The organism is Flavobacterium olei, from assembly GCF_039749035.1.
GTDB lineage: Bacteria > Bacteroidota > Bacteroidia > Flavobacteriales > Flavobacteriaceae > Flavobacterium > Flavobacterium olei.
This window is the reverse complement of record NZ_JBDKWC010000004.1, coordinates 476,249-502,099: the sequence shown is the minus strand read 5'-3', so window position 1 is coordinate 502,099 and position 25,851 is coordinate 476,249. Positions and strand designations below refer to the sequence as shown.

The following is a 25,851-nucleotide window of genomic DNA, read 5'->3' as shown; positions in this document are numbered from 1 at the left end:
AATACCTTTATTAAAATTGTATATTTTTTTTAGTACTCCATATCATTTCCCTATCCATTCATTGAAGTAAAAGATAAAAATAAGCCTCTATCACAATGGTATTTCTTAAATTTGATTAGAACGAAATTATCCTTCAATAATTAAAGAAAACAGAGCACCATGAAAATAGACCAAATTCAAATCAGCACGAGAGATATACAGCGAACGAAATCATTTTACCAGGAAGTTTTAGGCTTATTTATTTTAGAAAATGACAAAAATTCGGTTACGATTCAGGCAGGGACTTCCATATTAAAATTCGTTGAGGATCCGCAATTCAATTCCATTTATCACTTTGCATTTAATATTCCGGAAAATCAGCTTGGTGAAGCGATGGAATGGTGCAAAAACAAAATTGATTTAATTTTAATTGAAGACAAATATATTATTACGCATTTTGAAAACTGGAATGCACACGCCGTTTATTTTTATGATAATAATGGGAATTTATTAGAGTTCATTGCCCGACATGACCTTAATATTGATTACGTTGGGGAATTTTCTCCGGCTTCTATTTTAAATATCAGCGAAATCGGAATTGTAACAGAGAATCCATTAGAACTGGGAGATCAATTAATTGCTGACCATGGTTTGCATTATTTTTCTAAAAATGATAATAATGAAAATTTTTCTGCCATTGGAGATGATCACGGTTTATTAATTATGGTAAAAGCGGGCAGAAACTGGTATCCCACTCAGACTCCTTGTGAAAGTAACCGGACTGAAGTTTCTTTGGAAAATGATGAAAGGATAATTGAGTTAAAGTTTTAAATTCATAAAAAACAGCCGAATGAATTTCCTCCAGTATTCAAGGCGGAAATAAAATCGCACAGAAAAAGGCTTTAGCCAAACTTAATTATCAGGCTAAAGCCACATTTAGAATTCATAAAAACCTTTAGTTAAAACGGGAGGTAATTCATTTTCTCTGCCGGCGCGTGCCTCGATTATAAATAAAAGATTTTTCATCCTGAAAATTTTTGATTAAAACCGCATCTTCTGAATGCGAACGGCATTCAAAATTGCTAATAAAGCTACTCCGACATCTGCAAAAACTGCTTCCCACATGGTTGCCAGTCCGCCTGCGCCGAGAATAAGAACAAAAGCTTTAACAACAAAAGCCAATGTGATATTCTGCCAGACAATCTTTTTGGTTTGTTTCCCGATGTTTATTGCCATTGCAATTTTGCCTGGTTTATCATCCTGAATCACGATGTCGGCGGTTTCTATTGCTGCATCGCTTCCTAAACCTCCCATTGCGATTCCCACTGTGCTTAACGCGATTACAGGCGCATCATTAACTCCGTCACCGACAAACGCCACCGTTTGATTACCGGCTTTTATTTCGTTTACTTTATTGACTTTATCTTCAGGCAGCAAATCACCAAAAGCATTCGTAATTCCTATTTTTTGTGCCACAAACTGAACCACATTATTTTTATCGCCGCTTAACATTGTGAGTTTTACACCAAGAGTTTTCAGCCTCGAAACTGTTTCCTTCGCATCTTCTTTAATTTCATCAGCAATAGTCAGATAACCTGCAAATTTACCGTCAAAAGCAATTGCAATTGTAGTGTAAACTATTGAAGAGAGATTAGCATCGTACTGAATTCCAATCTTATCCAGAAGCTTAAAATTCCCTACCAGAAGTTCTTTTCCGTTATAGGTAGCTTTTAAGCCATGTCCGGAAATTTCTTCTGTATTTTTCAATTCTACAGACGAATCGACTAGTCCCACATAATTATGAATCGCTGTGGCAACAGGATGTGTGCTTCTGCTTTCTAAAGAATTTACCAGTTTAAGGATTTCTTCTTTATTAAACTCTGGCTTTATAACGACTTCCTGTACTTTAAAAACACCTTCTGTCATAGTTCCGGTTTTATCCACCACCACATTCTGAATTGTAGCTATGCTGTCCAGAAAATTACTTCCTTTAAAGAGAATTCCGTTTTTGCTCGCCGCACCGATTCCGCCAAAGTAACCCAATGGAATACTGATAACTAATGCACAAGGGCACGAAATTACCAGAAAAACCAACGCTCTGTACAACCAGACGTTAAAAACATAGGGGTTTACAAAAAGCATCGGAAGCAAACAAATTCCAATGGCCAGAAAAACTACAATGGGCGTATATATTTTCGCAAACTTTCTAATAAACAATTCTGCAGGCGCTTTTTTGGTTGTCGCATTCTGCACCATTTCCAGAATTTTAGACAACTTGCTGTCGTTGTAGCCGGTAGTAACCTTTACTTCTGCAACAGTATTTCCGTTAATCATTCCCGCAAGCACGGTCTCCCCTTTCTTTTTGGTATCAGGTTTGCTTTCTCCTGTCAGCGCAGCTGTATTAAAAGAAGCAGAATCAGATAATAATTGCCCGTCTAAACCTAGTTTTTCACCTGCTTTAAGCTGAATTATTTGTCCTATTGAAACCTCTTTGGCCTTTACTTTTACACCAGTATTATTTTCCAGAACAGTAACTTCATCCGGACGCTGATCCAGTAAACTTTTGATACTCGATTTTGCCCTGCTGACCGCCATTCCCTGAAAAGTTTCGCCTATGGTATAAAACAGCATTACCGCCACACCTTCGGGATATTCGCCAATCGCAAATGCACCAATTGTTGCAATACACATTAGTAAAAATTCCGAAAAAACATCTCCTTTCATCATGCTTTCAAAAGCTTCTTTCAAAACCGGAATTCCAACCGGCAGATACGCAATCGCATACCATCCCATTCTCACAAATCCGGTGAACCATTCCTGCGGAAAAGAATGGTCAATTGCTATTCCAATTATCAGTAAAACAAATGAAATAATCGAAGGCAGAAATAGTTGGAATAAACTTCCCTCGACATTATGTTCATGATCGTGACCTTCGTGATCATGTGCGTCATGATCTGAATGTTCAGGTTTATCATGCGAACAGCAGGAAGGTTTAGCTTTATTTTTTGTGTTTTTTATGTCTTTATCTTGATGCATCATGGTTGAAGTTTCATGTTTTATGTTTCCAGGTTTCCAGTTCAAACTTGGGTTTTAATAGTGTTATAAATTTAATCAATTTGTGCCAATTTTTGCTTGAGCAAAAGCTGTTTTTTAATCTCGCAAAGTCGCAGAGACATAAAGTTTTTGCCCCAAATTACCAAGATCAAAGAATTAAAAAATTTTGCTTAAATCTGCAAAATCTGCCTGAAACAAAACTTAGCATCTTAGCAACTTAAAACCTCAGAAACTTTAAAAAGATCAATGCTCGTGTTCTCCCCCGCCCTTCATTGCAGAAAGCAGATAAAAAGCACCTTTTGTCACAATTTTAGCATTTGACGGAAGTTCACTCACAAACTTTATTTCTGTAAAACCTAAATCTGTGGTTCCCGGAATTACTTCTGTCGCCCGAAAGTAAATTTCCTTTTCATGCGCCTTTGTTTTTTCTTCTGTCCTATGTTCGTGTTTTTCTTCTCCTTCTTCAGATTGCACGAATACAAAATATTTATCGGCATTGCGAACAACAGCATCTTTGGGCAATGCCGGAACTGTCGCATTGATAATGTTGATATTGGCCGAAACATACATTCCCGGAATCAAACCTTTCGCGTCGGCTGGTTCAATTTTAGCATGGACCGCAACTGTTTTACTTTCGTTAGAAAAAGATTTATTGATTCCGAAAATTTTTCCTTTAATGGATTTATTGGACTGATTGGTCAATACAAAATCAATGACCTGACCAATCGAAATAGAACCCAGATCTTTTTCATACACATTGAGATCCAGATGCATTTGTGAATTGTCTACGACTTCAAAAAGTGAAATTCCGGTATTGGCAAAAGCACCTTTCGCAATATTAATTTTCCCCACATAACCATTTATTGGAGAAACTATAGGCACCAAAGTTGAGCTTCCCTTTGTGCTCACATGTAAGGCTTCTAATTTATTTTTAGCGGCTTGGGCACGTGCTTTTTCAGTTGCTAATTTAGATTTGACTTCCTGAAATATTTTCCTCGGATTTACATTTTCGTCACTTAATGTTTTCTGACGATTGTATTCTAATTGAAGATATTCGATATTCGCTACAGCGGAACGATATTCTTCCTGCATCTCAATGACTTCCAGATTTTGAATGGTTGCTAAAACTTTCCCTTTATTGACATAAGTTCCTTCCAGCACATAAATATCCTTTATGGTTCCGCCAATGAGTGTAGAAACTTCTGCAGAATTCTGTGGAGGAACTGTGGTGTAACCATTTGCCTTGATGATCTTATTGAGATTTCGGTCCTCAATAAATCCCGTTTCAATGCCCACTGTTTTGTATTGAGAAGCGGTTAAGGTAACTTCTGTTGTTGATTTTTCTTCTTCGTGAGCTTCTTCCGTTTTCTTTTCATTACAACCTGTCAGGATAACCGCAAGGATCACACAGACATAGCCAAAGGCATTCAAAAAAAATAAACTTTGCGTTTTTTGCTTAAACAACTTAGCTTTCTTTGCTGTTAAATAACTCAATATATTTTTCATTTCTTAATTGTTTTTGATGTTTGGAAATTGCAGTTCTATAGCACTTTGATTGTAACTGTGCGTAGCCTCTGCAAATTGCTTTTTAATATCAATAGCCTGATTTAAAAAACTAATGTAGGTCCAATAGCTCATATCGCCATTCTCATAACTTTTTTGGGCAGTTGCAATAATCTGATCCGCATACTGCAATCCTTCATTTTGATAATAAGCTAAATTACTTTGTTGTTTTTTGAAGTTGTTCTGCAGTTCTTCTCTTTGCAGTTTTAAAATCAATTTATTTTTGTCTAAAGCCAGTTGTGACTGCGAAATACCTATTTCTGCTGCTTTTGCTTTGGCTTTATTAACGCTGCCAAACAAAGGAATTTGTAATCCTGCTGTGAAACCCTGAAATAAGGATGCTGTATTTATCGTCTGCGTAAAATATCCCAACCCAACTTTTGGAGTTCTCGAAGCCTTAAAAGTTCCGGCTTCTTTTTCATAAACCGATATTTGCTGTTGGTAAAAAGCGGTAATTAAATTTTCTGCTTTAGAACTTTCCTGAGTGTCAATAAATGCAAACTGCAATGCAGTATTTGGATCCGGAATAATATCTCCATTAGTCTGAATGAAAAACTGTAACTGTTTCTGGTAAATCGCCAGATCGTATTCCAATTGTACTCTCTGCGTTTCGATTTCTTTAACTTTAGCTTTGGCACTTATTACTTCGATATTTCCGCTTTCTCCGGTTTTAAAACGGAGCTCGGCATTTTTCAAAAATTTCGTGTAAATCCCATTTAGTTCTACATTAAGTTTCTGAATGGAAACTCCATACAGATATTGATAATACGCCAATGTTACGGCCTTTTCTATTTCATATTCAGATAGTGCTTTTCGCTTTTCTGCCAGTTTTGCCAGTTCTTCCTGCCATTTTCGGTTTGCCTTGGTACTATTTCCTAACGGAAAAAACTGCTGTACCGAAACGTTATGATCAAAATCGACACTGTTAAATTGCCCGCCCTGATATTGTACCTGCATGGCGTCTGGCTGAAAAGCGGCTTTCTTAAGAACATTTTGTTTCTCTATCTCCTGATTGGCGATTTTTAAATCAATATTGTTGGATTTGGCAAGTTCTATTGCTTTTTCAAGACTTACAGATTGTTGTGCAAATAGTACTGTTCCTGTTAACAAGAACGTGCTTAACCGCAAAGTTCGTAAGGCTTTTTTCGCAAAGTTCGTTAAGGTGATTTTCTTCTTTATATATATTGAATTTCTCATTTTTTCTTAAATTTTATTTCACGCAGATTCTACAGATTTAAGATGATTTTCACAGCTTATTTTTTACTCTGCTTACGTTTAATCTCAAGCTAATTTTTTTCATTTAAATTATCTGCAGAATCTGCGAGAGAAATTATTATTTTTCTTCACAAGCAATAAATTATCTAATTATCAAATTTTTTCATTTACTAATTTTCTCATTTACTAATTTCTCATTTACTAATTTTCCCCTTTACTAACTTTCTCGCGGTTAATTTTTTCCAGCATCAGATACAAAATCGGCAAAACAATTAAAGTCAATAATGTAGCAGAGATCAATCCGCCGATAACTACTGTAGCGAGCGGTTTCTGTACTTCTGCTCCGCCGCTTGTTGATAATGCCATCGGAAGAAAACCTAACGATGCAACCGCCGCCGTCATTAAAACGGGACGTAATCTCGTTTTGGTTCCAATCAAAATTCTTTGAAAGGCATTTGAAATTCCCTCCGATTTTAACTGATTGAAATACGAAATCAATACGATACCGTTAAGGACTGCAATTCCGAATAGTGCGATGAAACCGAGTCCGGCAGAAATACTAAATGGCATTCCGCGTAAAGCAAGAGCAAAAACACCTCCGATTGCCGATAACGGAATCGCAGTGAAGATCAGGAAAGCCTGCTTTACACTTTTAAAAGTGAAATACAATAAAATCAGGATTAATCCCAAAGCGATTGGAAGCGCTACGGAAAGTCTTTTTGAAGCTTCGATCAGATTTTCAAATTGGCCTCCATACGTCACATAATAGCCCGCAGGAAGTTTAAAATTTTTATCTAATTTCTTTTGAATTTCTTCAACAACACTTTTAATATCTCGCCCGCGTACATTTAAACCGACAGTAATTCTTCGTTTTCCGTCTTCGCGGATGACCTGCACCGGACCTTGCTCGTAATCTACTGAAGCAACCTGAGATAAAGGCACTTGCTGACCGTTCGGAAGCGGTATAAATAAATTGCTGACATCGGTAATATCTTCCCGATTCTTTTCATCCATTCTTACTACAACATCAAATCTTTTGCTTTCGTCGTAAATTTTTCCGGCACTTTCTCCGGCAAAAGACGAACGGATAATTTGATTGATATCTGAAATATTCAATCCGTAAAGTGCAATTTTATCGTACTCGTATTTAACGGTTATTTGTGGTAAACCTGTTACTTTATCTGCTTTTAAATCTCCAATTCCTTCAATTCCTTTTATTTTCGAAATCAGTTCCAGGGCTTTGGCATCGAGAATTTCCAGGTCATCACCAAAAATTTTGATCGCAATATCAGATCGGCTTCCTGTCATTAATTCGTTAAAACGCATTTGGATGGGTTGCGAAATCTCGATATTGGCGCCGGGAATTATTTCCATTTCTTCCTTCATCGCGTTCGCCAGTTCTTCCCAGTTTCGGTACATACTTCTCCATTCTTTTTTGTCTTTTAGAACAATAATTAAATCACCGCTCTCAATTGGCATCGGATCAGTTGGAATTTCGCCACTTCCAATTTTCGTCACAATCGTTTTGATTTCGGGGAATTTTGCTTTGAGAATTTGTTCGAATTTGGTTGTAGTTTCGACCATCTGCGTAAGCGAACTTCCTGTCATAATGGTCGCATTGATGGCTAAATCTCCCTCTTCTATTGTGGGGATAAATTCGCCTCCCATATTCTGAAAAATTATAAACGCCACAGCGAACAAGGCAATAGAAAAAGAAAGAACTGCCTTTTTAAATTCGAGCGCTTTTTTAAGCAAAGGCATATAATGATTTTCCAGCCACAACATCATTCGATCGCTGAAATTGGTTGGATGTTCTGTTTTTTTGGATAAGAACAACGCGCTCATCATGGGAATATACGTCAACGAAAGAATAAAAGCACCGATTATGGCAAAACCAACAGTCATCGCCATCGGCTTAAACATTTTACCTTCGGTTCCGATCAATGCAAGAATTGGAAGATATACAATTAATATAATTATTTCGCCAAAAGCGGCGCTATTCCTAATTTTTGATGCAGAATTATATACTTCATCATCCATCTCATTCTGCGTCAATTCTTTTTTATTTTTTATTTTTTGAAGGTGATGCATAGTGGCTTCTACAATAATAACAGCACCATCGACGATGATTCCGAAATCCACTGCACCCAGACTCATGAGATTACCGCTCACGCCAAAAGCATTCATTAAAATCACAGCAAAGAGCATCGCCAGCGGAATGACAGAAGCGACAATTAGTCCGGCGCGCAAATTCCCCAGAAATAAAATCAATACAAAAATGACAATTAAGGCACCTTCCAGAAGATTCTTTGTTACTGTTGCAATAGAATTATCGACCAATTTGCCTCTGTCAATAAAAGCCTCTGCCACAACTCCTTCGGGCAGGCTTTTATTAATCTGTTCCATTTTTTCGTGCACCCTTTTTACAACGGCACTGGAATTTTCGCCTTTAAGCATTAAAACCATTCCGGAAACAATTTCTCCTTTTCCGTCTTTTGTAGAAGCTCCGTAACGTAACGCTACGCCTTCGCGGACTTCTGCTACATTACGCACCAAAACCGGCGAACCGTTACGGTTTTTTACTACTACATTTTCTAAATCCCTGACGCCTCTGGCCATTCCGACACCGCGAATAAAATACGTATACTGATCTTTTTCAATATATGCGCCACCGGTATTTTGATTGTTTTTTGCCAAGGCATCAAAAATTTCTGTAATTGTGACACCTAAACTATTCAACATGTTAGGATTTACGGCAATTTCATATTGTTTTAATTTTCCGCCCCAGGTGCTTACATCGGCAATTCCTTTAATTCCCTGCAGCTGCGGAATGATAATCCAATCCTGAATGGTTCGCAATTCTACAGCACTGTACTTGTTTTCATAGCCTTTTTGGGCATACACATCATATTGATAAATTTCGCCCAGACCCGTTGTAATTGGTGCCAGTTCCGGAGAATCGACATAATCAGGAATGTTTTCTTCGGCTTGTTTTAAGCGCTGAAAAATCTGCTCGCGTGCCCAGTATACATCAACATCATCGTCAAAAACAACAGTTACAACCGATAATCCGAAACGCGAAATACTGCGCAGCTCCAAAATATTGGGGACGGTTTTTACGGCCCTTTCCAACGGATAGGTAATTAATTGTTCGACTTCCTGGCTCGCCAAAGTTGGTGCAGTGGTAATAATCTGAACCTGATTATTGGTTACGTCCGGCAAGGCATCGAGCGGCAAATTTTTAAGCGAATAGCTTCCCCACGCAATTAAAACGAGGGTAAATAATAGTATAACGAACTTATTCCTTATACTAAACTGAATGATTTTATCTAGCATTTGAATGATATAATGATATGAGAAATCAGGCAGATTACTGCCTTATAAAATGTTGCGATAAAGTCACAACTCTCTATACCGGAATTACCCGGCTATCATTATACGATTTGAGGCGGCTGCCAAATACTTCCGTAGAAATTGGAAATAAATATTGAACTATAATTCGGTTCTGCAATCGTAATTTGAGTATAAGCCATTGGAAATTCAAAAATTACAGCAGACTGATGACTTAAAACTTGTGCACCGCAACAATTGCAGGCACAAAATGGCGAACAAAGATCATTTTCCTTATCGTGAGAATGATTATTTTCTGAAGCAAACTGAGCCGTTTTATGCATAGCACTGTTTATTTCCATATCAGCACATGGCATGTTAGAAAGTGCCATTAGGTAAACTGATAATATGATTGCTATCCATTTCACTTTCGTAAAAATAATACTTTTTAGACTCATAAGTATTTAATACTATCCAAAAATTCAACTTTCTTCACGAAACTCTCTGATACTCTTGCTCTTATTAAATTTATTTTTTCAATAATTTTAAAATGTTAAAGAAATTTAGTTAACTTTAACAAAATAAACATATAATTAAAATTTAAAATCCTTTCTATATACCTGTAAAACACATAATAAGCCAAAATTTCGATAATACGTTAGTCATCTATTTTCTAAGCAGTTAAATTAATTTTAAAACTCTATAAAAATGAAATGTAACAAACTAATATCAGCCTTTTTATTATTATGCAGTTTCTCCATATTTGGGCAAGTTTATACAGATAAAATTGTTGGGGAAAAAAATCAGGTCCTGAAGGACAGTTTAAAAGCAGAAGAATATCCATACGCGTTGCCCATTTGGGGTGAAAAAGTTGCTCAAAAGGGATATAAATTACCTTACTCTGCGGGGATTTCAGTAAATTATTTCTGGCAGGATTCTGAAATCATTATCAATAATCTACAGATTGGCTTTAACAATGGACCGCTTCACAACTTAGATGAAATTGTCAGATTTGACAAGAGTTCTGTCGAGGCAACCGCCATTAATATCCGGCCCGATGTATGGCTGCTTCCTTTTCTAAATGTATATGGAATACTCGGAAAAGTCAATTCTACTACTAAAATAAATGCAGGTATCTGGATTCCCGATGCCGATAACAACTGGTCTGAAGCGGCATCGTTTAAGACGCAGCAAAATTTTAACGGAACTACTTTTGGTCTTGGGATGACTCCCACTATTGGCATTGGCGGTGCGTGGCTTGCTCTGGATATGAATATGGCATGGACAGATATTGATGCTTTGGACAAACCCGCGTTCTCTTTTATTTTTGGACCACGATTGGGAAAAGCATTCAAATTTAAAAAACCGGATCAAAATATTGCCGTCTGGACCGGAGCTTTTCGTGTTCATATTTCCGGAGATACCAATGGTAATTTAGCGTTGGGTGATGTACTTCCGCTGGAAGATGCACAGCAAAAAGTGGATGATGGTCTGGCTAAAGTAGCCGAAAATCAGATGAAAGTTGATGACTGGTGGAGCGGTCTTTCGCCTGCACAACAGCAAAACCCGGCGAATATTGCCAGACATAACACGGCAAACAGAGCTTTGGAAGGTGCAGGAACGTTCCTGACCAGCATGGATGGCGCCTTAAGTACCGCAGGATCATCTACAATACAATACTCGCTTCAAAAGGCACCAAAAGACATGTGGAATTTTATTATTGGATCGCAATTTCAATACAACAAACACATTATGTTTCGAGTTGAAGCCGGATTTCTGGGTAGCCGTACGCAGGTTTTAGGAGGTTTACAATATCGTTTTGGACTTTAATTCCCATTTTATGAAAAAGACATTTGTGGTAATTTTTGCTTGTCTAAGCATGTCACCAGTTCGGTCACAGGTTTTGATTTCCTTAATTTTTGGAGATAAGCTCAATTCAGAATTTTTGGAGTTTGGCTTAGAAGGTGGCGTAAATTTTTCCACGATTTCAAATATGGGATCTTCTGCCACCAATACCGGATTTAATCTGGGTTTTTATTTCGACTTTAAGTCTAAAAATAATCCCGCCTGGATGATCAATACCGGCGTAATTGTGAAGTCACCTATGGGAGCGCAGGAAATTCCGCTGTACTCTCTCAATAATCCTAATCTGGACAATACTTTTTCCGGTGGAAGTGTCAATCGCGAAATACGTTATTTTAATGTTCCGATCTTAATTAAATACCAATTTAAAAATAATATTTATCTCAAAGCCGGACCTCAATTTGGATTGCTGGCCAGAGCATTTGATGAATTTAAAAATGAAATTGATAAGGACGAAGTAGTTTTCAAAAAAAACATCAGGGATCAGATTCACGTTATTGATGCCGGCGTCGCCATCGGTGCGGGTTATCATTTAAATGTTGGAAACGGTTTAAATATTACCGTACAATACTATCATGGTCTGGTTACTGTAATGAAAGGCGACGGTCCGAATAATCAATTTAACAGATCCTTATATGTTACGGCCGGAATTCCGATTGGAAAAGGTAAAGCGGCTAAGAAGAAAGCAGAACAAGAAGCTGAACTGAATAAAGTCATCTTACCGGAAGACCAAAATTAAGCCTTATTTATTGCATTGATAAATTCTAAAATTTCTTCTGTTTTTAAAATAAAATCAGGTTTATTGTGTACAATGGCATTGTTGGGCATAAATGGCATCTCTGCAGAAAGCGGGTCCTGAACAATGGTTGTCCCTCCGGCTTCCTGAATAGTTTTTAAACCAAATGTTCCGTCAGAGTTCGAGCCTGAAAGTAAAATTCCGACCAGATGACTGGCATAAATTTCGGCAGCAGACTCAAAAGAAACATCGATACTGGGTCTGCTGTAATTTACTTTTTCTGAGGTATCTAAAGAAATGGTTCCTTCTTTTTCAAATAATAAATGATAATTGGAAGGAGCAATATAGATAAATCCTGATTTCAGTTTTATTTTATCTTCTACCTCTTTTACTTTTATCTTGGCTTTTAAAGCGATCAGCGCTTCTAAAGTCTGCTCGTCTGAATGTTTTCTGTGCACGACAATGATCACAGCAAAAGATATAGTATCTTCTACAAACGGCAGAATTTGTAATAATGCCTGCAAACTTCCTGCAGAGCCTCCAATTATTACTACTTTACAATCTTTTATTCCTTTATTTTTCTCCATATTTTCTCTTTTTCAAATTGTTTATATTTGGTCGGAGATATAGAATACTTTATAGTTTCTTTTGTTCCCAGTGCTAAAAAACCCAATACAGCCAGGCTGTCATCAAATAAATTAATTACTCTTTTTTGCAGGTTATTATCAAAATAAATTAAAACATTACGACACATAATAAGGTCAAACTCATTAAACGATGTATCTGAAACCAGATTGTGTTGTGAAAAAACCATTTTTTCTGCCAGGCTCTCATCAAATTTTGCAAATCCGTAGTTTGCGATATAATAATCAGAAAAGTCGTTTTGTCCTCCGGAATCTCGGTAATTATCTGCGTAATCTTTAATCATTCGTAATGGAAAAATACCACTTTTAGCCGTTTCCAATACTTTTGCATTAATGTCTGTTGCATACAAAATGGACTTATGCAGCAAACCGCCTTCTTTGAGCATAATAGCCATAGAATACACTTCTTCGCCCGTAGAACATCCTGCGTGCCAGATTCTTATAAATGGTTTTGTTCCTAATAATGGAAGAATATCCTTGCGAAGCGTGTGATAAAAAGACGGATCACGAAACATCTCGGTTACATTAACCGTTATTTCGTCGATCATGGTTTTGCAATATTCTTCGTCTGTACGAACTTTCGACAAGAAATCGTGAAAATCTTTAAATCCGTCTAAATAAAAAACCCGGCTTACACGTCTTTTAAGTGACGCTCTGGAATAACTCCCAAAATCGAAACCATAATATTCGTAAACTTCATTTATGAGAGTTTCTAATTCAATATCTTCAATCATAATTATTTAAATTTCCTCCAAAACCTGAAGTAATTTATCCACATCTACTGGTTTTGAGATATATGCATCTGCCCCAGCCTCTAAACATTTTTCTCTGTCTCCTGTCATAGCCTGCGCTGTTAAGGCCACAACTAAGGTAGACTGGTGTGACGGAATTGCTTTTATAAGAGGAATTGCCTCATAACCATCCATTTCCGGCATCATCATATCTAATAAAATAGCATCGATAGATGCATCGTCTTTTAATATCCTTAAAGCTTCTTCGGCACTTAAACAAGACACACAGTCATACGACTTCGCTTTTAGTGTATTCACCAAAGCAAATATATTTCTGGAATCATCATCCACAATTAACACACGTTTTTTTCCCATTTAAAGTACTCTTATTTTATTTTATCATACAGCCAAACTCGCAATAAAGACAATAGCTGATCTACATCGACAGGTTTTGTAATGTAATCTGAAGCACCTGCTTTAATACATTTCTCCCTGTCGCCGGTCATTGCTTTTGCTGTTACCGCGATAACTGCTAAGTTAAGAAATTTAGGATTGCTCCTAATCTTCTCTGCTGTTTCATATCCGTCCATGTTTGGCATCATCATGTCTAATAATACCACATCTGTATCTGGATTTTCTTCTAATATTTTAATTGCTTCTTTTCCATCAAAAGCAGTAATAACATTCATTTTAAAAGCTTCCAGGGCTTTTGAAAGTGAATAAATATTGCGAACGTCATCGTCTACAATTAATACTTTTTTCTCAAATAAAATATTATTTAGCGAATTCAGTTTTTTAGTGCTATCCTTATCTTTTCCTTCTTTTTTAACTTCTACCAGGTGAAGGAAAAGCGAAACTTCGTCCAGCATTCTTTGGTACGAATGTGCTGTTTTTACAATAATAGAATCAGCATATTTTCTAATTTTTAATTCTTCATTTATAGACAGACTTTTCCCAGTAAACACAATTACAGGAAGATTTTCTAAGCCCGGGCTTTTCTTAACGCCATCCAGAATTTCGTAAGCTTGTTTGTCGGGAATACCCATATCGAGAATGACACAATCTACATCTTCTTTATTTAAAGCAGACAAACCTTCGGAAACCTCACTTTTGATTTCTGAATTAATATTGTAAGTTCCCAAGAAATAACCCAATGCTTTAGCGTGTTTCGGATTGTCTTCAATAATTAAAACTTTTTGCGATTCTTTATTCACAATGTGTTCAATACGTTTGAAAACATCTGGAATTCTGTCAAAAGCAACAGGCTTGTCTAAAAAGTCAACAGCACCTTTTAACAAACTTTCCTGTTTCAATTTATGCGAAGACATAATATGAACCGAGATATGTTTGGTGTGCAAATTATTTTTTAATTCTTCTAAAACCTGCCAGCCGCTTTTTATTGGAAGTTCGATGTCTAATAAAATTCCGACCGGTTTGTAAATCAGCGCAAAATTTAGGGCATAATCACCACGCACGGCAACTACTCCTTTATAGCCTTTTTTCTGAGTAAAAGCCAATAACGATTTTGCGAAATTTATATCGTCCTCGACAATTAAAATTACTTTATCGTCTTCTTCAATATTGTTTCTGTCGTCCTCAATTTCGTCCGGAATTACTTCACTGATGTATCTTGGCTTTTGCTCATTTGCTTCTGCTTCCGGTTCCTCCTCAGTAAATTCTGCATATGGAATTTTATCAACAGACATTTTATTCATTGCAAATCCTAAAACCGGCAGACACAAAGTAAATGTACTTCCCTCATTTACTTTACTGTGCAGGGTAATTTCTCCCTGTAGTAATTTGGCAAGTTCACGGCTGATAGATAAACCTAAACCGGTTCCTCCGTATTTACGCTTGGTTGAACCATCTGCTTGTTGGAAAGCTTCAAAAATTAACGGTTGCTTGTCTAACGGAATTCCGATTCCGGTATCTTTTACAATAAAACAGATGATTTTATCATCGTCTGAATCTACTCTGATTTCAAGGCTTACTGTTCCTTTTTCTGTAAATTTGATTGCATTCGAAATTAAATTTTTCAGAATTTGCTCCAAACGCATTTTGTCTGTTTTGATAACAATCGGTGCATTGTTGGTAATAATCTCAAAGTTAATTCCTTTTTCTTTTGCTACCAGATTAAACAGATTATGCAAATTATCTGTTATTTCTTTAGTCGAAACATCCAGGAACTCAAGGTCCATTTTTCCTGCTTCGATCTTAGATAAATCAAGAATTTCGTCAATTAAGCCTAACAAACTGTTTCCTGAACTCTGAATTACTTTTGCAAATTCAATTTCTTCATTGTTCATGGTCTGGTTATTATTTTCAGACAATAGACGGCTCAATAGTAAAATCGAATTTAAAGGTGTTCTTAATTCGTGCGACATATTGGCCAAAAACTCAGATTTATAGCGTGTTGAAACTTCTAATGCTTCTGATTTCTTTTGAATTTCTGTATTTTTTTCTTCTAATAAAACACTTCTTTCCGACAGTTCCTCATTGGTTTGTTCCAGTTCTTCCTGTTGTACGCGAAGTTCTTCTTCAGAAGCCTGCAGTTTTTCTGTCTGTGCTTCAAGTTCTGCGTTGATAGCTTCTAACTCACTATGCTGGATTTGTAATTCTTCTGATTGTGATTTTGTTTCTTCCAGAAGTTCCATCACACGTTTACGGTTCTGGGTTGCCTTTATGGCAATACCAATATTATTGGCTACGATATTTAAAAATTCTAATTGCAGAACAGAAAAACCGTAAATACTTGCTAATTCGACAGCACCTTCCACTTTAAAATCTATCAATGGCAATGCCACAATATGAGTTGGTTTAATTTGTCCCAACGCATAATTAATCTGAATATCATCTGGCGATAAAGTTTTCAGTTCCAGCATTTTTCCGGACACAATTGCCTGACCTATAAGACCTTCGCCTTTCTTAATTCTTTCACGGTTTTTGCTCGGAATATAGCTGTAACCTCCGGAAACGGTAATTTCCTCGCCGTCTACGATGTACAAAACTCCCGCACTACTGTTGGTATACTGACATAAAAACTCAATAACATCTTTTGATAATTTCTGAATTGTTTTCTCGCCCAGCATTTTATCATTTAAAGAAGCGACTCCTGTCTGCAGCCATTCTTTTTGCGACAATAATTCAAAAGAATTTTTAAGAGAATCTCTCATTTCATGAAGAGAACCTCCTAATGCACCTAAAGTATCTGCTTTGGTATCATCGATTTTAACATCATAATTACCTTTAGAAATCTGTGATGCAATACCGCTTATAACTTCCAGTCTTTCTGCTGTTTCAGCATCTTTACGCTGCAGTTCTTTTTGCAGAAGTGTGCGCGCATTATTATCTTTAAGAATTCTGGCAAAAAACACCACTGTAATGATCAGTGCCACTATAAACGCTACAATAATCAGAATAAAGCTGTAATTACCAAAGCGTTCTGAATTTTGTATACGTTCTGAAAGTAAACGCTGTTCGCTGTTTTCGATACTTTTAAATTTAGTACGAAGCTCATCCATCATTTTTCTTCCTTCGGCCAGATCAAAAGTGGCATTATCTTTCTGAAGCTGTTTTTTTACCGAAAGATTATGGAGATACATGAAAAAGTTGGTACGAAGCGGCTTTAATTCGTCCAGTCTCTTTTGTTGGGAAACATTATCTACAGTAAGTTCTTCAAGCTTTTCAAAATATTGTGCCGAAACTTTTTCGGCGATACTGTAATCATCCAGAAAATCTGTATTTCCGGAAATTAAATATCCTCTCATGGTGGTCTGCGCATCTGTAATCGTCGCAGATGCTGCATTCAGATTATAAATAACCTCTTGTGTGTGATTGACCCATCCATTACTGTCAAGAAGATTTTTAATGCTTAAAAAGGAGGCCGTTGAACTAATCATTAAGATTAGCAGGGAAACTGATGAGCTGACAAGTAAATTTCTTTTAAAATTGCTGTCCATTTTGTTATATCGTATTATTTATTGGTTAGCGGCAGGACGATAATAAAGCTTGCACCCTCGCCTGGTTTACTTTTGGCGGTAATTAATCCGTTATGTTTGTCTATGATTTTTTTTGCGATTGCGAGTCCGATACCCGTACCTTCGTAGCTCTGGCGGTCGTTGAGACTTTGAAAAATAATAAATATTCTGTCGAGATAGATTTCGTCAAAACCAATTCCGTTGTCTTTTACCGTAATTCGGCAAAATTTACCGTCCGGAGATGTCGGGCTCTCAATATCTTTATCCAGAATTATTTCAGAAGTAATTTCGATGAGTGGATTTTGATCATGACCTGAAAATTTAATAGCGTTACCAATTAAATTTTGAAAAACCTGACGCATCTGACTTGGGATACTGTCCACTGTCGGAAGTTCGCTGCTTCTTATTGTAGCATTTTTACGTTCTATGAGATAATCAAAATCACCCAAAACCTCCTGCAAAACGATATTTAAATCGGTTTTTTCAGGTTTAACCTGGGCAGAAAGTCGGGAATAAGCTAAAAGATCTGTAATTAAAGTCTGCATTCTTTCTGCCGATCGTATAGTCCTGTCTACATAATCGATGGCTTTCTCGTCTGTCTTTAAATAAAGGTCTTTAATAATTTTAATAAAGATCTGAATCTTACGGATAGGTTCATTTAAATCGTGCGAAACTACCCAGGAAAATTGCTGTAATTCGTGATTACGAAGTTCAAGTTCTTCGTTTTTCTGCACGAGTTCTTTTGTTCGTTCTGCAATTTTAATTTCAAGATTGTCCTGCGCTTCTTTTCGGATTTTGATTTCTTTGGATAAGAGATCTTTTATGGCTTTGAGTTCGTTTTGCTGCTCGTATATTTTAATAAAAGTTTTTACCTTTAAAATCAGTAAATCTGAATCTACAGGTTTTGTAATATATTCTACAGCTCCGGTTTCGTATCCTTTAAAAATATATTTTTTTTCGGTATTAAGTGCCGAAAGGAAAATTACAGGAATATCTTTTGTGCGTTTATTGCCCGAAAGAATTTTAACAACTTCAAATCCGTCAAGTCCCGGCATCTGAACATCCATGATAATGAGGCAATACTCTGTTTTTAGAATTTTTTTCAGCGCTTCTTCTCCGGATTCGGCACTGTCAACATCGATATTATGCAGCTCTAATGTTTTTTTCAAGGCAATAATATTTGCCCTTATATCGTCTACAATTAATACCATGCTTTAAAACTAAATCGGTTATAAATCAAAACTTGTGAATTTAAATGAATCTAAAAATTTTCTTATTTTTTTGAAGAAATGTATAATCAAATCTTAAAAACAACGTACAAATTCTCAAATGTATAAAAAAAATTAGGTGCGACTTTTTTATTTTAATCCAAAATCTTTACAAAATTCCCACTTTTTAAGCTTGTTGTATGATCTCCTATATGATTTTGAAGATATTAGAAATTCCCCGCTCCAGAGCACTTTTTTTCTAATTGACTGTATTTTCATACAATATGACATTATGAACTTATTGAGGCAAACAAAATTTCTTTCAAGATAAGCATTTTTAGGGTTTGAGTTTAATTTTAATTAGCTAAAAAGAAGTTATCATGAAAAAGAAACAAACATTTCCGGAACAGAAACAAAATCTTCCCGGAAACGAGCATATGATGAATCCCGAACCCGAAATTATTCGCGATAATTATGTGGGCAGCGGAAAATTACTGGGCAAAATTGCTTTTATAACAGGTGGAGACAGCGGAATCGGCAGAAGTGTTGCGGTTCATTTTGCAAGAGAAGGTGCCAACATCGCGATTGTTTATTTAAAAGAAGATAAAGATGCACTGGAAACCAAAGCTCTGGTAGAAAAGGAAGGAAAAGAATGTCTTTTGATAAGCGGAGATTTAAAAGATGAAAAGTTTTGTAAAGCGGCAATTAAAAAATGCCATACTACATTTAAAGGACTTAACATTGTTGTGAATAATGCAGCAATTCAGTTCCCGAGAAACGAACTGGAAAAAATAACCAGCACGCAGCTTCATAAAACTTTTGAAACCAATATTTATCCGTATTTCTATATTACAAAAGCAGCACTTGCTTTTTTACAGGAAGGCGATGTCATTATCAACACGACATCTGTTACCGCCTTCCGCGGAAGCGAACATTTGGCAGATTACGCAAGTACAAAAGGTGCAATTGTTAGTTTTACCAGATCATTATCAAGCATGCTGGCAAAGAAAAAAATACGTGTTAATGGTGTTGCTCCGGGTCCAATCTGGACACCTCTGATTGTAGCCAGTTTTGATAAATTATCCGATTTCGGAAAAGACAATCCGATGGAAAGAGCCGGACAGCCGTCTGAGGTTGCACCTGCCTATGTATTTCTTGCTTCTGAAGACAGCAGTTATATTACAGGCCAATTTATTCACATTAATGGTGGAGAATTGGTTGGCGGGTAGTTTTTAAAGATGATAAGATCTTAGTTCTAAGATATTATTTTAATATTATTAATGCCTCACAGATGTAACGGACTTTTGGTTGAAAAAATTCTACTACATCTGCGGAGCAAAACAAATCCATAAACATGAATTACATCGATATCATAGGACTTTTTGCAGGAGGCTGCGTAACAATTGCGACGATTCCTCAAATCCTGAAAGTTTGGAAAACCAAAAAAGTAAAAGAGATCTCACTTAAAATGTTCAGCATTCTGACTTTCGGAATTGCAGTATGGGTAGTGTACGGAATTTTAAAAAGTGACATAATACTTATAATTACAAACAGTATTTCGTTACTTTTAAATCTAACCATGGTTTATTTTATTCTCTATTACGAAAAAGAATAAAAGGATAAAAAAAAACAGCCCGATAGAAGCTGTTTTTTTGTAGATGAGGATATGATAATGCTTACTAGCTAGCTAATTTTTGGTTGAATGGCTCTAGTTCTAAATGATACTTTTGTCGTAGCAATTTGGTTTGTAAATTTCTTTTAATGTACAATACAGGAGTCATTATAGCGCCAAAATTTATATCTGAAATCTTTCTAATTTCTGTTAATTGCTTAATAGCAAACTTTAAAATAGGCTCAAAAGGAGTTAAATAATTATAACTGTGTTGCGCTATCTCCAACTCTAATACTTCTCTTAAAATACTCTTCATCAATAAATAACGAACAGTTCCCTGTTGCGGGATGCTTTTAAGTTCCTGAAGCTTTTCTCCTATTTTTGGATTCTCTGCGCCGATATAAAGATAATTACCGGATTCGTTAGTGAATCTGTTTTTTAACTGAGAGGTAAAGTTATTTTTTGCCGTTTCACTGTTTGTTGGCATTCCAACCAACGAAAACTGTATGTGTTTATGACTTTCAAAATACAATACACTATTGATAGAAGAAGAATTACTCATAATACCGGATTGCTGCTTCTTCAAATATTTAACAGTACCGTTTGCTCCAAAACTATGATAAACAGTTCCTTTTTCGCAGTAAGCAAAAAATACCGGCGCAAAAGGATTAGATTCTATACTTAAATTCACATCCTGATTAAAAGTTAAATCAAAATTGAGATATGACATTTCTTTTTCAAAACGTACACCGGTGATATTTCCATTTGCCCATTTTGATTTTATTGTCAATTTATACTCGTTTGAAGAAATAAATAATTCTCCTCCAAAATTTTCTTTAAGATTATCAAAAATAGAGTCAAATCCTCCTGTATTTATGTAAAGTTTCTTCATGGTTTGGTTTGGTTTTATAACCTGCAGGTAATTTATTTAGAAAGTCAATTACCCGCCTTGGTTTCTGTCTTAATTCTAAACCAAATTTCGTTCATATTGTAACTCAAACATTTATACAATTTCGGTGAGATATTTCATAATTTTATTATTAGATTTTAAGAAGGGGAAAAAAGGTTCAGAGGAATAAAGGTTTAAAGGGACAAAGGGAAAAAGAACAACAAATGAGGTTTCGCTTGCTTTGCTTTGTATCTATAACTTTTGTTTTTTTTAATTTTTACACGGCATTTAAAAATAATTGAATTAGGAAATCTTAAAAAGATTATTGTAAGTAGGACAAGCTTTAGATCTTAAAGCCTTGTCATTCATCATTTGTTGTTCCTTGGTCCCTCTGAACCTTTGCACCTTCCCACCTTTGAACCTTTGTCCCTCTAAATGAATAAACCTCCAAAAAAAAAAGCAGCTGCTCCAAATAAATTTGAAACAACTGCTCATCAGCAAAATAAAAATACCAATCTATTTTTATTTTTTAAGTCAATTCGTTTATGTCAGAATTTTTAGAATAGTTGGCTTTCGGAATATCTTTAAAGAATTCTGCTTCTTCCAAATCTGCCATTGGTCCGTATCCTAATAAATGGGTTCCTTTTTGATTGTCTTTTTTAGTTTCGATTACATATAATATAGACATATCATCCGGATCACTCATCCCTTCATAACGGTGATGTGCTACAATAAATATATCTTCGGGATTATATATCTCCTTAGTCTCTGCATTTACTAAATGATCGTTCTGGAAAAGATAATTAGCGGTATATCCTTCCTCCTGATAGATCTTGATATTATCGGTTTCGTGTTTTGAATCTTCTCGTTTCATATCTTTTGTTTTTATCTGTATATCAAATTTCCGTTTTGATACCAAATAAAATTAACTCAATTGATTTTAATCTTGCCTCATTCAAAATTCATATTTAAAGGGCTATTTATTTTTATTAATTTTAATAAACGTTAAATTTATTTGATAATTTAGTAAACAAAAAAAGTCGTTACGACAATAGATATAACCATGAATAGTAACTATGATTTTCTGGCAAATGGCGGAGAGATGGGACAGCTTACCCGTTCCAAAGACTGGAGCAAGACGGAAGTTGGAGCTGTAGAATCATGGCCACAAAGCCTTCGCACTACTTTGGGGATTCTTTTGAATTCTAAATTTCCTATGTTTTTATTTTGGGGACCAGAGCATATTTGTTTTTATAATGACGCTTATCGTCCCAGTTTGGGTAAAGACGGTAAACATCCTGATATTCTTGGAGCAAAAGGTGCAGATTTCTGGCCAGAAATCTGGGATTTTATCAAGCCCTTAATAGATCAGGTTATGGCTGAAGGTAAACCAACCTGGCACGAAGACCAGTTATTGCCAATTTATCGAAATGGCCAGATAGAAAATGCACACTGGACTTTTAGCTACAGCCCGGTTATAGATGAAAATGGTAAACCGGCAGGCGTTCTTGTAATTTGCAATGAAACCACAGACAAAGTACTAACACGCCGTAAACTGGAAGACAGCGAAAAGCGTTTTAAAAATATTGTAAAGCAGATTCCTCTGGGAGTTGTCATTTTAAAAGGTTCGGAGCTTGTCGCAGATATGGCTAATGAAACCTATCTTCATATTATTGACAGAGAAGAAAGCGAAATTTTGCATAGACCAATCTTCGAGGCAATTCCGGAGGCAAAAGAGACTGTTTATCCGTTACTGAAGAATGTTTACGAAACCGGAATCCCTTATTACACCGACGAGCTTCCCGTAACTTTAAACCGCTACGGCAAAGAAGAACAGGGCTATTTTAATCTTGTATTTTATCCGTTGAAGGAAGAAAACGAAATTGCCGGCGTAATTGCGGTCGTATATGAAGTAACTTCTGAAGCCAGAGAAAGACATCTTTTGACAGAAAGCGCCAACGCTTTTAAAAATATAGTTACCGAATCTCCTATTGCAATGGCAATTTTCAGAGGCAAAGATTATATTATCGAAATGGCCAACAAAACGATGATGCGTGATGTCTGGCAAAAAGAAGAAAAGGAGTTTTTAGGAAAACCTGTTTTAGAAGTTTTTCCGGAATTGCTCAATCAGAAATATCCCGAGTTATTAAGGGAAGTTTTCTATAACGGAAAAACAATCCGCGAAAATGAATCTCTTGCCTACTATGATATAAAAGGAAGATTAAAAAAATTCTATCTCGATTACGAATATACCCCGCTTTATGAAAAAAATGGCGAAACATCGGGTATTATGTGTACTGTTAACGATGTATCTTCCAGAGTAAAGGCACGAAAAAAAGTAGAAACTGCAGAAGAAAGAGTCCGTCTGGCGGCAGAAATCGGCGAAATTGCGATGTGGGATTTAAACCTCATCAAGAAAAAAATAATTTACAGCAACAGTTTACTGCACATTTTTGGGTTCGAAAAAGACACAAAAATTACGCACAAGGATATTCGCGACCGAATTTTGCCCGAAGATGACCATATTGTAAAAAATGCTTTCTCAGAAGCTTTAAAAAATGGCATATATAAATATGAAGCCCGAATAATTAAAGTAGACAATTCTGTCAGCTGGATTAAGGTACATGGAAAAATATTCTTTGATGAATATCATAATCCATTAAAAATGATCGGAACGCTGATGGATGTTACAGAAGATAAAAACATTCAGGACGTATTAATTAAAAACGAGCAAAAATTCAAGCTTCTCGCCGATTCTATGCCACAGCTGATCTGGACAAGCGATGCCCTTGGAAATTTAAATTATTTTAATGAAACTTTATACAATTTCTCGGGTCTGTCCAGAGAAAATATAGAAAAAGACGGATGGCTTCAAATTGTTCATCCCGATGACCGCGAAGAGAATGTAAAACTCTGGATGGAGTCTGTCAAGACAGGGCGTGATTTCTTGTTTATTCATCGTTTTAAACGTTACGACGGCACCTATAGATGGCAATTGAGCCGCGCTATAGCGCAATTGGATGAAGCTGGAAAAATACAAATGTGGGTAGGATCCAGCACGGATATCGAAGAACAAAAAAACTTCACGAATCAGCTTGAAGATCAAATATTTGAGCGTACAACTCAATTGGAATTAAAAAACAGGGATTTGGTCAATATGAATATCGAATTACAGTCTTTTGCCTATATATCAAGCCATGACCTGCAGGAACCGTTACGAAAAATACAAACTTTTGCGAGCCGTCTTTCCGACTTAGACGATCAAAATATGTCGGCTAGTGCGAAGACTTATCTTTCTAGAATTGAAATTTCGGCAAAAAAAATGCAGACTTTAATACAGGATTTATTAACGTATTCCAGAGCAAATTCTGCCGACAGGGTTTTTACCGTGGTGAAGGTAGACGAAATTGCAGAAGAAGTAATAAGCGATTTTTCTGATCGTATTGAAGAAAAAAAGGCTACAATTGAGTATAAAAATTTAGGAGAAGCTACTCTGATTCAGTTTCAGTTTAGACAATTGCTGCATAATTTAATTGAAAACGCATTAAAATTTACAAGAAAAGATGTTGCTCCCAAAATTAAAATTTCGTTTACAGAAGTCAACGGCAGCTCACTTCCCGATGCACAATATAAAGATAAAATATATCATCATCTAAAAGTGTCGGACAACGGTATTGGCTTTGATCTTGTTTATAAAGAAAAAATATTTGAAGTATTCCAGCGGTTAAATACAGAAAGCGAATTTAAAGGAACCGGAATTGGTCTGGCAATCGTCAAAAAAATTGTAGAGAATCACAAAGGCTTTATCACTGTTACGAGTGAAAAGGACAAAGGTTCTGTTTTTAATATTTATATTCCGGATTTAACTTAGAATCAGTATTTCAAAACAAAATTGGACGGAGTTGGAATAAATTGGTTCCAGTCGATTTGTATGGCATATTCTATTGCTTTTCTAATATCGCTCATTAAAACAGGCTTTGTTATAAAGCAATTGGCGCCAAGTTTTCTGCATTTCTCTATAATACCCGGCTCGCTGGATGTAGAATATATGACAACGGGAATGTTTTTTTTGTATGAATTTCGAAGTTCTTCCAAAACATCAAATCCATTTTTACCCGGCATATTTAAATCTAAAAACACAACATAAGGTGTCGCTGGTGTTTCTGCAATGGCGTTTAGGAAATTTTGCCCTTCCGAATAAGTTTGAAGTGTTATTTGTTGTGGAATCGACTCTACCGCATCGGCAAAAATACTCAAATCATCTTCATCATCATCAGTATAGAAAATAGTAAAATTTGTCATGTTATTCGGCTTAGAGTTATACAATTCAAATATAATATAAATCTGAATACCAAATGAGTAATAAACAAAAATTCGTACAAAACTCAAAATTGGAATCTCATAATTTATAACTTTAATTATATAAGCCGTAAAACAGCAAAATTATGCAACTTTATATGTAGCAAAAGACAGATGATTTATTTGTCTGATAGTAAAAATATAAACAAAAAATATAAAGTTATGGGCGATCATAAAGACCTTACAGATGAATTTGCAGTAGATAAGATAAAAGATCTTGCTGAAAATATTAAAACATGTATGTTTTGTACGTACAACGAATACAGATTACAATCACGACCAATGTCTGTTCAAAAAATAGACGATAAAGGTCAACTTTGGTTTTTATCTGACAGAAACAGTACGCATAATGCAGAAATTACTATGAATCCGATGGTAGAAATTTTCTTTTCTGAACCTCACGATAAGTTTTTAACACTACACGGAACAGCTTCTATCTCTTATGACAGAGAAACTATTGAGGAATTATGGAGTCCGGTTGTAAAAGTCTGGATGCCGGGCGGAGTTGATGATCCCAACTTGAGCGTTATTAAAGTAGTTCCTGAGGATGGATATTACTGGAATAATAAAAACGGAAAAATGGTAGCTATTGCTAAAATGACCGCGGCATTTGTAACCGGAAAAACAATGGATGACGGAATTGAAGGAAGTCTTAAATTATAGACTTTTTATTTCTATAAAAAACAAAGAG

General features: G+C 35.9%; 20 protein-coding genes. 7 read left to right on the top strand and 13 right to left on the bottom strand.

The features are described from left to right. The first annotated feature begins 159 nt into the window (after positions 1-159). The gene (locus ABEB31_RS13085) at positions 160-810 is read left to right on the top strand and encodes a VOC family protein (protein ID WP_347052067.1); all 651 of its coding nucleotides are present in this window, start codon (positions 160-162) and stop codon (positions 808-810) included. Between the two features lie 210 nt (positions 811-1,020). Here ABEB31_RS13085 and ABEB31_RS13080 read toward each other — a convergent pair whose 3' ends face one another. From ABEB31_RS13080 to ABEB31_RS13060, 5 genes are all read right to left on the bottom strand, one after another. Next, entirely contained in the window at positions 1,021-3,018 is a 1,998-nt protein-coding gene (locus ABEB31_RS13080; protein WP_347052244.1) for a heavy metal translocating P-type ATPase, read from the bottom strand. A gap of 258 nt (positions 3,019-3,276) precedes the next feature. After that, positions 3,277-4,539: an efflux RND transporter periplasmic adaptor subunit gene (locus ABEB31_RS13075; protein ID WP_347052066.1), complete on the bottom strand. Its 1,263-nt coding sequence runs from the start codon at positions 4,537-4,539 to the stop codon at positions 3,277-3,279. 3 nt (positions 4,540-4,542) lie between these two features. Then, on the bottom strand, positions 4,543-5,793 hold the full coding sequence (locus ABEB31_RS13070) for a TolC family protein (RefSeq protein WP_347052065.1): 1,251 nt from the start codon (positions 5,791-5,793) through the stop codon (positions 4,543-4,545). 219 nt (positions 5,794-6,012) lie between these two features. Further along, complete coding sequence (locus tag ABEB31_RS13065) at positions 6,013-9,147, bottom strand: efflux RND transporter permease subunit (protein ID WP_347052064.1); 3,135 nt, start codon at positions 9,145-9,147, stop codon at positions 6,013-6,015. A 98-nt stretch (positions 9,148-9,245) separates the two neighbouring features. Continuing rightward, a complete protein-coding gene (locus ABEB31_RS13060) occupies positions 9,246-9,599 on the bottom strand; it encodes a DUF6660 family protein (protein WP_347052063.1) in 354 nt (117 codons plus the stop codon). Between the two features lie 250 nt (positions 9,600-9,849). Between ABEB31_RS13060 and ABEB31_RS13055 the strand changes: the two genes are divergently transcribed. Both ABEB31_RS13055 and ABEB31_RS13050 read left to right on the top strand, forming a co-directional pair. Beyond that, on the top strand, positions 9,850-10,971 hold the full coding sequence (locus ABEB31_RS13055) for a hypothetical protein (RefSeq protein ID WP_347052062.1): 1,122 nt from the start codon (positions 9,850-9,852) through the stop codon (positions 10,969-10,971). 10 nt (positions 10,972-10,981) lie between these two features. Continuing rightward, on the top strand, positions 10,982-11,743 hold the full coding sequence (locus tag ABEB31_RS13050; protein ID WP_347052061.1) for a porin family protein: 762 nt from the start codon (positions 10,982-10,984) through the stop codon (positions 11,741-11,743). On the opposite strand, the gene ABEB31_RS13045 is transcribed toward ABEB31_RS13050, so the two are convergent. Genes ABEB31_RS13045 through ABEB31_RS13025 form a run of 5 tightly spaced genes read right to left on the bottom strand, consistent with a single transcriptional unit; the run spans position 11,740 to position 18,303 of the window. Continuing rightward, positions 11,740-12,327 carry a chemotaxis protein CheB gene (locus ABEB31_RS13045; RefSeq protein ID WP_347052060.1) on the bottom strand — a complete coding sequence of 196 codons (588 nt, stop codon included), beginning with the start codon at positions 12,325-12,327 and terminating at the stop codon, positions 11,740-11,742. The two genes, ABEB31_RS13050 and ABEB31_RS13045, sit on opposite strands and share 4 nt — an antisense overlap. After that, complete coding sequence (locus ABEB31_RS13040; protein ID WP_347052059.1) at positions 12,306-13,118, bottom strand: CheR family methyltransferase; 813 nt, start codon at positions 13,116-13,118, stop codon at positions 12,306-12,308. Before ABEB31_RS13040 ends, ABEB31_RS13045 begins: the two co-directional genes overlap by 22 nt. A 6-nt stretch (positions 13,119-13,124) precedes the next feature. After that, positions 13,125-13,490, bottom strand: a complete 366-nt coding sequence (locus tag ABEB31_RS13035; protein WP_347052058.1) for a response regulator — start codon at positions 13,488-13,490, stop codon at positions 13,125-13,127. A gap of 11 nt (positions 13,491-13,501) precedes the next feature. Beyond that, positions 13,502-17,074, bottom strand: a complete 3,573-nt coding sequence (locus ABEB31_RS13030; protein WP_430408230.1) for a response regulator — start codon at positions 17,072-17,074, stop codon at positions 13,502-13,504. A 14-nt stretch (positions 17,075-17,088) separates the two neighbouring features. Then, positions 17,089-18,303 (bottom strand): hybrid sensor histidine kinase/response regulator, encoded by a 1,215-nt coding sequence (locus ABEB31_RS13025; protein ID WP_347052056.1) that lies wholly within the window; start codon positions 18,301-18,303, stop codon positions 17,089-17,091. Positions 18,304-18,680: 377 nt separating this feature from the next. Between ABEB31_RS13025 and ABEB31_RS13020 the strand changes: the two genes are divergently transcribed. Together ABEB31_RS13020 and ABEB31_RS13015 are read left to right on the top strand one after the other, a co-directional pair. Next, on the top strand, positions 18,681-19,529 hold the full coding sequence (locus ABEB31_RS13020) for an SDR family oxidoreductase (protein WP_347052055.1): 849 nt from the start codon (positions 18,681-18,683) through the stop codon (positions 19,527-19,529). Positions 19,530-19,654: 125 nt separating this feature from the next. Beyond that, complete coding sequence (locus ABEB31_RS13015) at positions 19,655-19,915, top strand: SemiSWEET family sugar transporter (protein ID WP_347052054.1); 261 nt, start codon at positions 19,655-19,657, stop codon at positions 19,913-19,915. 64 nt (positions 19,916-19,979) lie between these two features. Here ABEB31_RS13015 and ABEB31_RS13010 read toward each other — a convergent pair whose 3' ends face one another. Together ABEB31_RS13010 and ABEB31_RS13005 are read right to left on the bottom strand one after the other, a co-directional pair. Next, complete coding sequence (locus ABEB31_RS13010) at positions 19,980-20,804, bottom strand: hypothetical protein (RefSeq protein ID WP_347052053.1); 825 nt, start codon at positions 20,802-20,804, stop codon at positions 19,980-19,982. Positions 20,805-21,330: 526 nt separating this feature from the next. Next, positions 21,331-21,675: a hypothetical protein gene (locus ABEB31_RS13005; protein WP_347052052.1), complete on the bottom strand. Its 345-nt coding sequence runs from the start codon at positions 21,673-21,675 to the stop codon at positions 21,331-21,333. Between the two features lie 189 nt (positions 21,676-21,864). On the opposite strand from ABEB31_RS13005, the gene ABEB31_RS13000 reads away from it, so the two are divergent. Continuing rightward, positions 21,865-24,672, top strand: coding sequence for a PAS domain-containing sensor histidine kinase (locus ABEB31_RS13000; protein ID WP_347052051.1), 2,808 nt, complete (start codon positions 21,865-21,867; stop codon positions 24,670-24,672). A gap of 2 nt (positions 24,673-24,674) precedes the next feature. On the opposite strand, the gene ABEB31_RS12995 is transcribed toward ABEB31_RS13000, so the two are convergent. Then, entirely contained in the window at positions 24,675-25,103 is a 429-nt protein-coding gene (locus tag ABEB31_RS12995; protein ID WP_347052050.1) for a response regulator, read from the bottom strand. A gap of 219 nt (positions 25,104-25,322) precedes the next feature. Here ABEB31_RS12995 and ABEB31_RS12990 point away from each other — a divergent pair, with 219 nt between their 5' ends. Further along, the gene (locus ABEB31_RS12990; RefSeq protein WP_347052049.1) at positions 25,323-25,823 is read left to right on the top strand and encodes a pyridoxamine 5'-phosphate oxidase family protein; all 501 of its coding nucleotides are present in this window, start codon (positions 25,323-25,325) and stop codon (positions 25,821-25,823) included. The last annotated feature ends 28 nt before the right edge of the window (positions 25,824-25,851 follow it).